This is a genomic window from Halorubrum orientale (genome assembly GCF_059623105.1).
Window position 1 is genome coordinate 318,727 of sequence record NZ_JBSPSR010000004.1, and the last position, 12,417, is coordinate 331,143.

The window sequence follows — 12,417 nt, forward strand, 5'->3', positions numbered from 1 at the left end:
CATGGCACAAGCAGAACGCGAAGCGAAGGTGTACGTCAACGGGAGTCTGGTGGGAACACACCCCGACCCGAACGCGCTGGCCGACCAGATACGCGAGGCCCGCAGGCGCGGTGACGTGAGCGAGATGGTGAACGTCTCGGTGAAAGAACGGACCCGCGAGGTCATCGTCAACGCGGACGCGGGGCGAGCCCGGCGGCCACTCATCGTCGTCGAAAACGGTGAACCACTCCTCACCGATGAACAGATCGACGCGTTAGAGCGCGGAGACGTCGAGTTCGAAGATCTCGTCGAGCGCGGATACATCGAGTTCATCGACGCAGAAGAGGAGGAGGACATCCTCGTCGCCGTCGACGAGGAGGACGTGAGCGCGGATCACACACACCTCGAGATCGACCCGCAGCTCGTCTTCGGGATCGGCGCGGGGATGATCCCGTACCCGGAGCACAACGCGAGCCCGCGCATCACGATGGGTGCGGGGATGATGAAACAGTCGCTTGGGCTTCCATCGGCGAACTACCGGATCCGACCGGATACCCGCCAGCACCTGCTGCACTACCCGCAGCTGGCGATGGTGAAGACACAGACGTCTGATCAGATCAGCTTTGACAAGCGCCCAGCCGCACAGAACTTCGTCGTCGCCGTAATGAGCTACGAGGGGTTCAACATCGAGGACGCACTGGTGATGAACCAGGGATCCGTCGATCGCGCGCTCACGCGCTCGCACTTCTTCCGGACATACGAGGGCGAAGAACGGCGGTACCCTGGCGGCCAGGAGGACCGCTTCGAGATTCCCGATCAAGACGTACGCGGGGCCCGCGGTGAGGACGCGTATACCCACCTCGACGAGGACGGCCTCGTCAACCCGGAGACGGTGGTCGACGAATCGTCGGTGCTGCTCGGCAAGACGAGCCCGCCGCGATTCTTAGAGGAACCGGACGACATGGGTGGCCTCTCCCCACAGAAGCGCCGCGAGACGAGCGTAACGATGCGCTCTGGCGAGTCAGGCGTCGTCGATACGGTCACGCTGATGGAGGGCGAAGACGGCTCGAAGCTCTCGAAGGTGAAGGTCCGTGACCAGCGGATCCCAGAACTCGGCGACAAGTTCGCTTCACGGCACGGGCAGAAGGGCGTCGTCGGCCACCTCGCACCACAAGAGGACATGCCGTTCACTGAGGAAGGGGTGGTGCCCGACCTCGTGATGAATCCCCACGCACTGCCATCGCGGATGACTGTCGGCCACGTGCTTGAGATGCTCGGCGGGAAGGTCGGTTCCCTGCGCGGATCGCGGGTCGACGGCACCCCGTTCCAGGGTGAAGACGAGGACGAGCTCCGCAGCGGCCTCGAAACACACGGCTTCAAATCCTCCGGCAAAGAAGTGATGTACTCGGGCGTCACCGGTGAGAAGATCGACGCGGAGATCTTCGTCGGCACCATCTTCTATCACAAGCTCTACCACATGGTGTCGAACAAGCTCCACGCCCGGTCACGGGGGCCAGTACAGGTGCTTACCAGACAGCCGACAGAGGGCCGCGCTCGCGAGGGCGGACTCCGGGTCGGAGAGATGGAGCGCGACACGATCATCGGCCACGGTGCCTCGATGGTGCTCAACGAGCGGCTGCTCGAATCCTCAGACGCAGAGCAGGTGTACGTCTCCGCGGAGACAGGGCTCGTTGCCGTCGAAGACAGAGAACAGCGCCGCGTGTACGACCCGGTCACCGGCGATGAAGACGATATCCACGAGCTCGAGGTGAGCTACGCGTTCAAGCTGCTGTTGGACGAAATGATCGCCTTGGGCATCCGACCAAAACTCGAGTTGGAGGACGCAATTTAAATGTCACTACAGACACCAAAGGTGCTCGGCGGCATCGACTTTGGACTAATGGACCCGGAGACGTACCGGGACATGTCCGCGACGAAAGTAATCACAGCTGACACGTACGACGACGACGGCTATCCGATCGACATGGGGCTCATGGACCCTCGTCTCGGGGTCATCGACCCTGGGTTGGAGTGTCGGACCTGCGGGTCACACTCCGGCTCGTGTAACGGCCACTTCGGCCACATCGAGCTGGCCGCACCGGTGATTCACGTCGGCTTCACGAAGCTCATTCGCCGGCTGTTGCGGGCGACGTGTCGCGAGTGCGGTAAGCTCGCGCTCACCGAGATGGAGCGCGAGGAGTTCTCGGAGCGGCTCGTCCGCGCCGAAGAGCTCGGTGAGGACCCCCACGACGTATTAAAAGCCGCCGTCAGGCAGGCACGAAAAGCCTCGACGTGTCCGTACTGCGGCGAGCCGCAAGCAGACATCAAACACGAGAAGCCGACCACCTATTACGAGGTCCAAGACGTCCTCTCGGGTGACTACTCCGAGCGAATCGCGGCCGCGATGCAGCCGGACGAGGAGGCCGACGACCCAGGCACCTCACCGCGGGAGCTGGCCGACGAGACAGACATCGCACTCGAGCGGGTAAACGAGATCATGGCCGGCGAGTTCCGCCCACGCAAGGAGGACCGCCGGGCCATCGAGTCGGCACTCGACGTCGATCTCACCGAAGAGGACATGAACAAGCTGATGCCCTCGGACATCCGCGACTGGTTCGAGGATATCCCGGACGAGGACCTCGGCGTGCTCGGGATCGACGCCAACGACTCCCGGCCCGAGTGGATGATCCTGACGGTATTACCCGTCCCGCCGGTGACAACGCGGCCATCGATAACGCTGGACAACGGCCAGCGTTCCGAGGACGACCTTACGCACAAGCTCGTCGACATCATCCGCATCAATCAGCGGTTCATGGAGAATCGTGAAGCGGGGGCCCCACAACTCATCATCGAGGACCTCTGGGAGCTGTTACAGTACCACGTGACGACGTTCGTCGACAACGAGATCAGCGGCACGCCGCCTGCGCGCCACCGTTCCGGCCGTCCGCTGAAGACGCTCTCACAGCGGCTCAAGGGCAAGGAGGGTCGCTTCCGCGGCTCGCTCTCTGGAAAGCGGGTGAACTTCTCGGCGCGAACCGTCATCTCGCCCGACCCGACGCTCTCGTTGAACGAAGTCGGCGTGCCGGACCGGGTAGCAAAAGAGATGACCCAGACGCTCAACGTCACCGAGCGAAACGTCGAAGAGGCTCGACAGTACGTGCGGAACGGTCCCGAAGCGCACCCCGGTGCGAATTACGTGCGCCGACCCGATGGTCGGCGGTTGAAGGTGACCGAGAAGAACTGTGCGGAGCTCGCCGAGAAGGTTGAAGCAGGCTGGGAGGTGAATCGCCACCTCGTCGACGGCGACATCGTGATCTTCAACCGACAGCCGTCACTGCACCGGATGTCGATCATGGCCCACGAGGTGGTGGTGATGCCGTACAAGACGTTCCGGCTCAACACCGTGGTCTGTCCGCCGTACAACGCCGACTTCGACGGCGACGAGATGAACATGCACGCGCTCCAGAACGAGGAGGCCCGCGCCGAGGCGCGAGTCCTCATGCGTGTCCAAGAGCAGATTCTCTCCCCGCGGTTCGGCGGGAACATTATCGGTGCGATTCAAGACCACATCTCGGGGACGTACCTGCTCACGCACACGAATCCCGAGTTCTCGGAGGCACAGGCGCTCGACTTGCTGCGGGCGACCCGTGTCGATGAGCTGCCCGACCCCGACGGTGTCGATGAAGACGAAACGGCGTACTGGACCGGCCAGACGCTGTTCTCGGAGCTGTTGCCCGAGGATCTCTCGTTGCAGTTCCGCTCCTCAACCGGTGACGACGTCGTCATCGAGCGCGGTCAGCTCGTCGAGGGGACGATCGACGAGGACGCGGTGGGCGCGTTCGGCGGCGAGGTCGTCGATACGCTCACAAAGGAGTACGGCGAGACGCGCGCTCGCGTCTTCATCAACGAGATCGCCTCGCTCGCAATGCGGGCGATCATGCACTTCGGCTTCTCCATCGGGATCGACGACGAGTCGATCCCGCCGGCGGCCGAAGAGCAGGTCGACGAAGCAATAAACAGCGCGTATGAGCGCGTCCAGGAACTGATCGAGACGTACGAGGCCGGCGAGTTGGAATCGCTACCGGGTCGAGGCGTCGACGAGACGCTGGAGATGAAGATCATGCAGACACTCGGCAAGGCGCGTGACTCCGCCGGCGAGATCGCCGACCAGCACTTCGGTGACGACAACCCGGCGGTCGTGATGGCCCGGTCAGGTGCACGTGGGTCGATGCTCAACCTGACGCAGATGGCTGGTTCCGTCGGTCAGCAGGCGGTTCGCGGCGAGCGGATCAACCGTGGGTACGAAGACCGAACGCTCGCACACTACCGCGAGCACGACCTCTCTGCTGAGGCACACGGCTTCGTCGAGAACTCTTACCGCGCCGGGCTCACGCCCGAAGAGTTCTTTTTCCACGCGATGGGTGGCCGCGAAGGGTTGGTCGACACGGCGGTCCGGACCTCCAAGTCCGGCTACCTCCAACGGCGGCTGATCAACGCACTCTCGGAGCTCGAAGCCCAGTACGACGGTACCGTCCGGGATACCTCCGGGCGTATCGTCCAGTTCGAGTTCGGCGAGGATGGCACCTCGCCTATCAAGGTCGGTTCGGGCGAGGGTGACGGCATCGACGTCGACGGGATCGCAGATCGCGTATTGGAGTCCGAGTTCGACTCCGAAGCGGAGCGAGAGCGGTTCTTGGGCGAGCGCGCCCCGCCGACGAACCTCTCGGAGCATACCGCGTCCAGACCGGATGTCGCAGACGAGCTGGGGGTAGAATCCGATGACTGAGTACGACCACGTCACGGACGACATCGAAGCCGTCGTCGAGTCGAGTGAGCTGCCGAATCGGCTGAAGACGCAGGTGTACGACACGCTGGAGTCGAAAGTCGAAGAGTACGGCGACGTCACGGTCGAACAGGCGACCGACATCGTCACCGGCGTGGAGAACCGGTACCGCGAGACGCGGGTCGACCCGCTCGAGCCGGTGGGCACCGTTTCTGCACAATCGATCGGTGAACCCGGAACTCAGATGACAATGAATACTTTCCACTACGCCGGGGTTGCAGAAATTGACGTTACGCAAGGACTCCCGCGGCTCATCGAACTCGTGGACGCCCGAAAGACGCCGGACACTCCGATGATGACGGTGCACCTCGATGGCGAGTACGCGACCGACCGCGAGCGAGCACACGAGGTCGTCTGGTCGATCGAGGCGACGCGGATCCTCGCGCTGGGTGACGTTTCCACGAACGTGGCGGACATGCTGGTTCGGATAGACCTCAACGACGACACGCTCTTAGAGCGGTGGCCAACGTATTCGGATCCGACGGCAGTCGCGGAGATCATCGCCGAGACGATCGAAGACGCCCTCGGCGTCGACGCCCGTCAAGCGGGGACGGTGATCGAGTTTGGACCGAGCGAGCCGAGCTACCGAGAGCTGTTGCAGCTCGTCGAGCGACTTCGGGAGATCGTATTCAAGGGAATCGAAGAGGTCGAGCGCGTCGTCATTCGCAAAGAGCAACTGGAGTCTGGTGAGGAGTTCGTGCTCTACACCGAGGGGTCGGCGTTCGGCGACGCCTTGGAGATCGACGGCGTCGACGCCTCGCGGACGACGTGTAACAACATCCACGAGATCTACAAGAACCTCGGTGTCGAGGCCGCTCGCGAGACGATCATCGACGAGACGAAAAACACGCTCGAAGAGCAGGGGCTCGACGACGTGAACGTCAGACACCTGATGCTCGTGGCCGACATCATGACCAACAACGGCGAGATCGAGTCGATCGGACGCCACGGTATCTCCGGGTCGAAAGATTCGGTGTTAGCACGGGCTGCTTTCGAGGTGACGGTGAATCACCTGCTCGATGCGGCAGTTCACGGCGAGCACGACGACCTCGATGGCGTCATCGAGAACGTGATCGCCGGGAAGCCGATCTCGATCGGTACCGGCGACGTCGACCTCCGGATGGGGTCGCGCGTCGTGAGCGACGACTGATGTACGTCGAGCTCTCCGACGAGGCGCGGCGCTATATGGGCCGGTTCGACGAGCTGACCGGTGTAGCGCCGAGAGATTGCCTCGTGGAGGGCGACCGGCTGGTGTTCGTGATCCCGGCGGGTGAAATGGCCGCCGCCATCGGACAGGGCGGAGCGACGGTCACTGAAGCCGAACGGCGGCTGGGTCGGTCCGTCGAGTTGGTCGAGGACGCAGATACACCAGAGTCGTTCGTCGCGAGCGCGCTCGCGCCGGCGGCGGTCACCGCCGTGACGATCTCAGAACAAGACGATCGCGTGGCGTACGTCGAGGTGGCGCCGGCAGACCGCGGTGTCGCCATCGGCGCAGACGGACAAAATATCGAGACCGCACGCACGCTCGCGAAGCGTCATTACGACGTCGACGACGTACAACTGACGTGAGGAGCGACGACGACCGCTCTAGGTCGTTCGTCGACAGAGCGGTCACGTGTGGCCGTCGTTCGATCAGAAAACGCGCACAGATCCGACGAGAGGGACCGCTCGAGCGCTCTCCTGGCGTTTCATCACGACGAAAGACGACGCTTAAGTAGCTTCGCTTGAAAATATGTGTACGATGGCAAACGGCAAATATGCCGCCCGGAAGCTCAAACAGGACCGGCAAAAGCGCCGCTGGTCCGACTCCGAGTACGCTCGGAGAGAGCGCGGGCTCAAAACGAAGTCCGATCCACTCGAGGGTGCCCCGCAAGCACGCGGCATCGTACTCGAAAAGGTCGGTATCGAAGCGAAGCAACCGAACTCGGCGATCCGAAAGTGCGTCCGGGTCCAGCTCATCAAAAACGGCAAACAGGTGACGGCGTTCTGTCCTGGTGACGGCGCAATCTCCTTCATCGACGAGCACGACGAGGTCACGATCGCAGGGATCGGCGGCGCGAAGGGCCGCGCGATGGGCGACCTCTCGGGTGTCAACTACAAAGTCGAGAAGGTAAACGGTGTCTCGATGATCGAACTGGTGCGCGGAAACGCGGAGAAGCCCGTCCGATGAGCGGAGAAGAAGCTGACGCCGAGGTCGCCGCCGACGAGCCTGAGCCCGACGCCCCAGCCGCCAGCGAGTCTGCCTCAGAGAACGCCGCGTTGTTCGGCGTCTGGGACGTCACTGACGTCGCGTACGCCGATCCGTCGACGAAGCGGTACATGACGGTAACGCCCATCGCACACACGATGGGCCGGCACGCCTCGAAGCAGTTCAAAAAGAGCGAGATATCGGTGGTCGAGCGGCTAATCAACCGGTTGATGCAGACCGACGAAAACACCGGAAAGAAACAGCAGGCGACCCGAATCGTCCGAGACGCGTTCGACATCATCCACGACCGGACCGAAGAGAACCCGGTTCAGGTGCTCGTGACGGCAGTCGAGAACGCCGCCCCCCGCGAGGAGACCGTGCGGCTGAAGTACGGTGGTATTTCGGTGCCGAAGGCGGTCGACGTCGCTCCCCAGCGGCGAGTCGACCAAGCGCTGTTGTTCATCTCTGATGGCGTCGCGAGCGCGACGTATAAATCCAGCACGCCCGCCGCAGAAGCACTGGCGACACAGCTCATCGGTGCTGCCGACGGCGACGCCCAGACGTACGCCATCTCACAGAAAGAAGAGCGCGAACGCGTCGCGGCCGCAGCTCGCTGAGGTCGGTCGACGCAGGTTTTTTTCGGGGACAGTATTGCCTAGCGACGCGACTAGACGTACTCCGTGGCTGCCGGGGCACAACAAAGAACAGCGGCTCGCGGATGGTGATAAATAAAAGAACCGCGGCGTTGGTGGGGCTTGCGCTCAGTCGTCAGCAGGCGCCGCACCGGAGCCGTGCTGTTGTTTGACCCACGAGAGCTTACCGCCGGACGCGAGGATGTCGCGCTCACGCTCGGAGGCGTCGAGGGTAGCGGTGAACTCCCACTCGTCGTTCACGCGCGCCGTGAACGTCTCGGCGCCGGAGCGGACGGCGGCTGCGACGTCGTCGACGATCTCGACGTCGTCACCCTGGTCGAGTCGGTCGTACGTTTCCGCGTCGATCTCGAGCGGGACGATTCCGAAGTTGAATAGGTTCGCCTTGTGGATCCGTGCGAAGCTCTGTGCGAAGACAGCTTCGATGCCCAAGAACATCGGACAGAGTGCGGCGTGTTCACGCGAAGATCCTTGGCCGTAGTTCTCGCCGGCGACGAGGACGCCCCCGTCCGCCTCAAGCGAGCGCTCGGCGAAGGTGTCGTCAACCCGCGAGAGGGTGAACTCCGAGAGCTTCTCGATGTTCGAGCGGAACTTGAGGATATCGGCCGTTGCTGGGATGATGTGGTCGGTGGTGATGTTGTCCTCCATCTTCAAGAGCGCCTCACCGCCGATCTCGTTCGCGAGGCCGTCTTTGATCGGGACGTCGCCGATGTTCGGCCCCTTCACGAGACCGTCGTCGATCGATTCGGTTGGCGCGATGATGTCGGAGTCTGACTGGCCCATCCCGGCCCCGTAACTCGAGCCCATCTCGAGGCCAGGCGCCTCAAGGTCGCCGAGCTCATCGGCGAGGTCGCGGGGGTCGACGATCTCACCGGTGATGGCTGCTGCGGTGGCGACTTCCGGCGAGCAAAGGAAAACCGAGTCGTCTTCGATGCCAGAGCGGCCCTCGAAGTTTCGGTTGAACGTTCGCAGCGAGACCGAATCGGAAGCAGGGACGTGACCAATTCCAATACAGGCACCACACGTCGCCTCGGAGAAGTTGACGCCGGCGGCCATCATCTCTGCGGTCCATCCCTCACGCGCAAGCATCTCGGAGGCCTGCTTCGAGCCGGGCGCGACGATCATCTCGGTCTGTTTGGCGACCTCACGGCCTTCGAGCATCTTCGCGGACGGGAGTACGTCCTCGTAGGCGCCGTTGGTACACGACCCGATGATGACCTGTGAGACGTCTTCACCTTCGAACTCGCTGACGGGCGCGACGTTGTCGGGCATCGAGGGGGCGGCGACGAGGGGCTCGATCGACGAGAGGTCGACCTCGATCGTGTCGGCGTACTCAGCATCGTCGTCGGGGGCGAGCTCGACGTACTCGTCTTCACGGTCCTGACGAGAGAGCCAGTCGCGCGTCTTCTCGTCGGTACCGAAGATCGAGGACGTAGCGCCGAGTTCGGTTCCCATGTTGGTGATCGTCGTCCGCTCGGGGATCGTGAGTGAGTCAGCACCGGGGCCGGTGTACTCGAGCACTTTCCCAACACCGCCTTTCACCGTCAGCTCACCGAGCAGGTGAAGGATGACGTCCTTCGCGGTGGCCCACTCGGGGAGCTCACCGGTGAGGTGGACGTTGACCACTTCGGGCATCTCGACGTAGTAGGCGCCGCCGCCCATCGCGACCGCGATGTCGAGGCCGCCGGCACCGATCGCGAGCTGTCCGAGTCCGCCGGGCGTCGGCGTGTGTGAGTCGGAGCCGAGCAGCGTCTTGGCGGGCGCCGCAAAGTTCTCCTTGTGGACCTGGTGACAGATGCCGTTACCGGGTCGAGAGAAGTACGCACCGTAGGTACCGGCCGCAGACCGAAGGAAGCGATGGTCGTCCGTGTTCTTAAAGTCGAACTGGTACGTCTGGTGGTCACAGTACTGTGCGGCGAGTTCGGTCTGGATCTCGTCCAGCTCAAGCGCCTCGAACTGTAGCCACACCATCGTCCCAGTGGTGTCCTGTGTGAGGACTTGGTCGATGTCGATGCCGATCTCCTCGCCGGGCGTCAGATCGCCTTCGACGAGGTGATCGCCGAGTATCTGCTCCGTAATCGTCTTTCCCATATCGATCCGAAATGGCTCTCCCGTCATTATAAAACCCGCGAGTGTACCTGCGGATCGACCGTGTACGACCGGGGCCAGAGAGCGACACGACTTTACATACCCTGCGGGACCGACCGGTATGTTCGAATCAGGCGCGGTCGTGGCGGCGGCGCTCGAGGCGGCCGGTGCGTCGCTCGAACCAGCACAGACACAGCCAAACGGGGTCGACCTCACCGTCGGAGCGGTGTTCACACAGACCGGTCGGGGGCGGATCGGTCGCGACGGGAAACGTGTCGGTGACCGGACCGAGGTGGAGCCCGACGAGGGCTGGTACCGACTCGAGCGCGGGACGTACGTGGTCCGGTACGGTGAGCCCGTACGGATTCCGTCCGGTCACGTCGGATTCGTCCTGCCGCGGTCGACACTGCTCCGGAATGGCTGTACCCTCGACACCGCAGTGTGGGACGCAGGCTACGAGGGCGTCGGCGAAGGTCGTCTCGACGTCGGGCACGGAATCGACATCGAGGCGGGTGCACGGATCGGCCAGCTCGTGTTAGCACGCGCGGATCACGAGGGGACGTACGATGGAGCGTACCAGGGTGAGAACCGCTAGCGACTCGCGACCTCAAGCCTGGTTGGTAAGTCGATCACTCGGCGTGCCACGCGTCGCCGACACGGTCGAGTCCCATCATGTGCTCGCCCGGGTGTTCAGTGAACACTACCTTGGCGTTCGGCCGGGGGACGTCTAGCTCCGAGACGGCGTGTTCCATCACGTCGACGGCGAACGCGCGCTTGGTCTCGAACGGGCGGCCACCGCGAATCTCCGCATCGAGGAACACGAGCGGGCCGTCGACTCCCCGGCCGATGGCCATCGCCGACGGCGGGAGCTCGGCTATCGAGACCGCGACGTGATCAGGACACGTCTTCATCGTCGTCGCGTACGCATCGATGAGGAACGCGGTGAACGACTCGCGTGCGGGAGGGGTGAGCGAACACGTCGTCGAGATCTGCAAAAGCGGCATACGGGACGCTTGTGGGTCAGTAAGTTGGCTGTATCGGTGTGACCGAACCAATCGGTCGTCGTTGTGGAAACGAACAGCCCGGCGTGCCGGAAAAGGTGGCACGCCGGGCCGTTCAGTAGGTCCCCGCTGACGCTTCGGCCCTCCAAGCGAAGCGTCGAATGAATGAAATTGATAGACCCACTTAACGGTGCCGGCTCACGGAGAGAGCGGCTCAGTGCCGGAGACGTACGCGGCGAGATCCGAGGTGGTGATGATGCCGATTGGGGTGCCGTCGTCGACGACCGGAACGTGGTGGATACCGCGTTCGATCATCGTGGCGGCGACCGCCGAGACCGGGTCTTGGGCGGTCGTCGTAACGGGGTCCGTCGTCATGTAGCGTTTAACGGTCGTTTCTGCTTTCGGCTGGCTGCGCGCAACGATCTCGACGAAGTCCGTGCTCGTGAGGATGCCGAGCAGCCGATCGCCCTCGACGACGAGCACCGAGCTTATTTCATTGTCGAGAAGCGTCGCGGCGGCCGCCTCGACAAGTGTATCGGGAGTCATCGTGTGGAGGTCGGTGCTCATCAGCCGCGCTACGAAGATGTCGTCGATGTCGTGCATACGGACTGATCCCACTCGTCGCTGTATAAGCGTTCGCATGGGAACGAGTACCGAACACCGCAGACGAAAAAAGTGTCACTCGAACTGCGAGAGTCCAGTCTGCCGGCGCACCCCTGCGTCGACGTCGGCGACCCACGCAGTACGTGATGTGCGGAGCCGGTCGCGGTCGATCGACGGTGGCGACTCAGACTCGAAGGCCGGGCAGTCGCCACCACACTCGCGGCTCGGGTCGACGACCCGGTCGAAGTACCCACAGTAGGGGCGGCCGTCTGCGGTCGTCCGTGCGTGTGTACAGGCCGGCGGCGACGGGCGCCACCCCTTGCCGTAGGCACGCTCGCCGATCCGGCGGCGCTTCCGCGTCTTCGCCGCAGGAGAGACAAGCGAGATGTCGGTTCGAAGGGCCCGTTCTTCGCGTATCTCAACGCCCGGCTCGTCGGGCGAAAGCGGTGTCGCCTCCCGAACGACTTCGTACTCGCCGGTCTCAGCGTCGAATCGCCAGACGCCGACCGACTCGGGGATCCGGTTGAGGTGAGTGCGTGTGACGTACGAGGCAGTCGCGAGCACGACTGTATCAAACAGGCCGAGTGCGACGTCGTATCGGAGCTGTGCTTCGAGGTCGCCTGGGCGCCCAAGGTCAGGCTTGTTCTCGATTGCGGTGAGCGAGCCGATCCAGTCGTCCGGGTATCGGGCGGTCGCCCGGACGACGTCGCGGCCGTGTCGCCGCTCACGCTCGAGATACCCGGCATCGACGGCCGCATCGGCGATATCGGTCGCGCGTTCCGGCGAGCAGTCGAACGCCTCCGCGACGGGGACCGCTTCACCGGGCCCAACGGGCGCCTCAAGCGCGGCTGACGGAATCCGATGGGGGGTGATTGTCGTGCGGGCGTCGAAGTCAGGGCCTGGGCGCAACACACACACGTCAACGATCCGCGTTCCCGGACGGGTAATGCCAGACCCGAGTTGGCGGGCGACCACGCAGTCAGGCGATTCGAGGGCCGCACAGAGGGCGAGCTCGAACCGATACTCCATGCGACCGTGAGGAGCGGCCGACGCTAAAGTCCGTCG

At 63.5% G+C, this 12,417-nt stretch carries 11 protein-coding genes; 7 read left to right on the top strand and 4 right to left on the bottom strand.

All coding sequences use genetic code 11. The annotated features are described in order from the left end of the window. The first annotated feature begins 1 nt into the window (after nucleotide 1). The 6 genes from rpoB to ACWUI7_RS06515 all read left to right on the top strand — a co-directional run bounded on the left by rpoB (nucleotide 2) and on the right by ACWUI7_RS06515 (nucleotide 7,627). Nucleotides 2-1,831, top strand: a complete 1,830-nt coding sequence (gene rpoB, locus ACWUI7_RS06490) for a DNA-directed RNA polymerase subunit B (protein WP_496641398.1) — start codon at nucleotides 2-4, stop codon at nucleotides 1,829-1,831. Continuing rightward, the gene (locus ACWUI7_RS06495) at nucleotides 1,832-4,765 is read left to right on the top strand and encodes a DNA-directed RNA polymerase subunit A' (protein WP_496641399.1); all 2,934 of its coding nucleotides are present in this window, start codon (nucleotides 1,832-1,834) and stop codon (nucleotides 4,763-4,765) included. Further along, nucleotides 4,758-5,972: a DNA-directed RNA polymerase subunit A'' gene (gene rpoA2 / locus ACWUI7_RS06500; RefSeq protein ID WP_496641400.1), complete on the top strand. Its 1,215-nt coding sequence runs from the start codon at nucleotides 4,758-4,760 to the stop codon at nucleotides 5,970-5,972. Before ACWUI7_RS06495 ends, rpoA2 begins: the two co-directional genes overlap by 8 nt. After that, nucleotides 5,972-6,391, top strand: coding sequence for a NusA-like transcription termination signal-binding factor (locus ACWUI7_RS06505; RefSeq protein ID WP_496641401.1), 420 nt, complete (start codon nucleotides 5,972-5,974; stop codon nucleotides 6,389-6,391). Before rpoA2 ends, ACWUI7_RS06505 begins: the two co-directional genes overlap by 1 nt. A 172-nt stretch (nucleotides 6,392-6,563) precedes the next feature. After that, the gene (locus ACWUI7_RS06510) at nucleotides 6,564-6,992 is read left to right on the top strand and encodes a 30S ribosomal protein S12 (protein ID WP_156587671.1); all 429 of its coding nucleotides are present in this window, start codon (nucleotides 6,564-6,566) and stop codon (nucleotides 6,990-6,992) included. Next, nucleotides 6,989-7,627 carry a 30S ribosomal protein S7 gene (locus ACWUI7_RS06515; protein WP_496641402.1) on the top strand — a complete coding sequence of 213 codons (639 nt, stop codon included), beginning with the start codon at nucleotides 6,989-6,991 and terminating at the stop codon, nucleotides 7,625-7,627. The genes ACWUI7_RS06510 and ACWUI7_RS06515 overlap by 4 nt, the downstream gene beginning before the upstream one ends. Before the next feature lie 144 nt (nucleotides 7,628-7,771). Here ACWUI7_RS06515 and ACWUI7_RS06520 read toward each other — a convergent pair whose 3' ends face one another. After that, complete coding sequence (locus tag ACWUI7_RS06520; RefSeq protein ID WP_496641403.1) at nucleotides 7,772-9,751, bottom strand: aconitate hydratase; 1,980 nt, start codon at nucleotides 9,749-9,751, stop codon at nucleotides 7,772-7,774. Nucleotides 9,752-9,869: 118 nt separating this feature from the next. Between ACWUI7_RS06520 and ACWUI7_RS06525 the strand changes: the two genes are divergently transcribed. Next, complete coding sequence (locus tag ACWUI7_RS06525) at nucleotides 9,870-10,343, top strand: deoxyuridine 5'-triphosphate nucleotidohydrolase (protein WP_496641404.1); 474 nt, start codon at nucleotides 9,870-9,872, stop codon at nucleotides 10,341-10,343. A 34-nt stretch (nucleotides 10,344-10,377) separates the two neighbouring features. Here the strand turns inward: ACWUI7_RS06525 and ACWUI7_RS06530 are convergent, their stop codons facing one another. The 3 genes from ACWUI7_RS06530 to ACWUI7_RS06540 form a co-directional block, all read right to left on the bottom strand. Then, a complete protein-coding gene (locus tag ACWUI7_RS06530; RefSeq protein ID WP_496641405.1) occupies nucleotides 10,378-10,752 on the bottom strand; it encodes a tautomerase family protein in 375 nt (124 codons plus the stop codon). Between the two features lie 195 nt (nucleotides 10,753-10,947). Continuing rightward, nucleotides 10,948-11,352, bottom strand: coding sequence for a CBS domain-containing protein (locus ACWUI7_RS06535; RefSeq protein WP_496641406.1), 405 nt, complete (start codon nucleotides 11,350-11,352; stop codon nucleotides 10,948-10,950). A gap of 75 nt (nucleotides 11,353-11,427) precedes the next feature. Further along, complete coding sequence (locus ACWUI7_RS06540) at nucleotides 11,428-12,381, bottom strand: DUF5787 family protein (RefSeq protein ID WP_496641407.1); 954 nt, start codon at nucleotides 12,379-12,381, stop codon at nucleotides 11,428-11,430. Between the last annotated feature and the right edge of the window lie 36 nt (nucleotides 12,382-12,417).

Excerpts from the sequence above, each read along its gene's own strand:
- ACWUI7_RS06535 (WP_496641406.1), bottom strand. The coding sequence starts at position 11,352 with ATGCACGACATCGACGACATCTTCGTAGCGCGGCTGATGAGCACCGAC.
- ACWUI7_RS06525 (WP_496641404.1), top strand. The coding sequence starts at position 9,870 with ATGTTCGAATCAGGCGCGGTCGTGGCGGCGGCGCTCGAGGCGGCCGGT.
- ACWUI7_RS06540 (WP_496641407.1), bottom strand. The coding sequence starts at position 12,381 with ATGGAGTATCGGTTCGAGCTCGCCCTCTGTGCGGCCCTCGAATCGCCT.
- ACWUI7_RS06530 (WP_496641405.1), bottom strand. The coding sequence starts at position 10,752 with ATGCCGCTTTTGCAGATCTCGACGACGTGTTCGCTCACCCCTCCCGCA.
- ACWUI7_RS06510 (WP_156587671.1), top strand. The coding sequence starts at position 6,564 with ATGGCAAACGGCAAATATGCCGCCCGGAAGCTCAAACAGGACCGGCAA.
- rpoA2 (WP_496641400.1), top strand. The coding sequence starts at position 4,758 with ATGACTGAGTACGACCACGTCACGGACGACATCGAAGCCGTCGTCGAG.
- ACWUI7_RS06520 (WP_496641403.1), bottom strand. The coding sequence starts at position 9,751 with ATGGGAAAGACGATTACGGAGCAGATACTCGGCGATCACCTCGTCGAA.
- ACWUI7_RS06515 (WP_496641402.1), top strand. The coding sequence starts at position 6,989 with ATGAGCGGAGAAGAAGCTGACGCCGAGGTCGCCGCCGACGAGCCTGAG.
- ACWUI7_RS06495 (WP_496641399.1), top strand. The coding sequence starts at position 1,832 with ATGTCACTACAGACACCAAAGGTGCTCGGCGGCATCGACTTTGGACTA.
- rpoB (WP_496641398.1), top strand. The coding sequence starts at position 2 with ATGGCACAAGCAGAACGCGAAGCGAAGGTGTACGTCAACGGGAGTCTG.
- ACWUI7_RS06505 (WP_496641401.1), top strand. The coding sequence starts at position 5,972 with ATGTACGTCGAGCTCTCCGACGAGGCGCGGCGCTATATGGGCCGGTTC.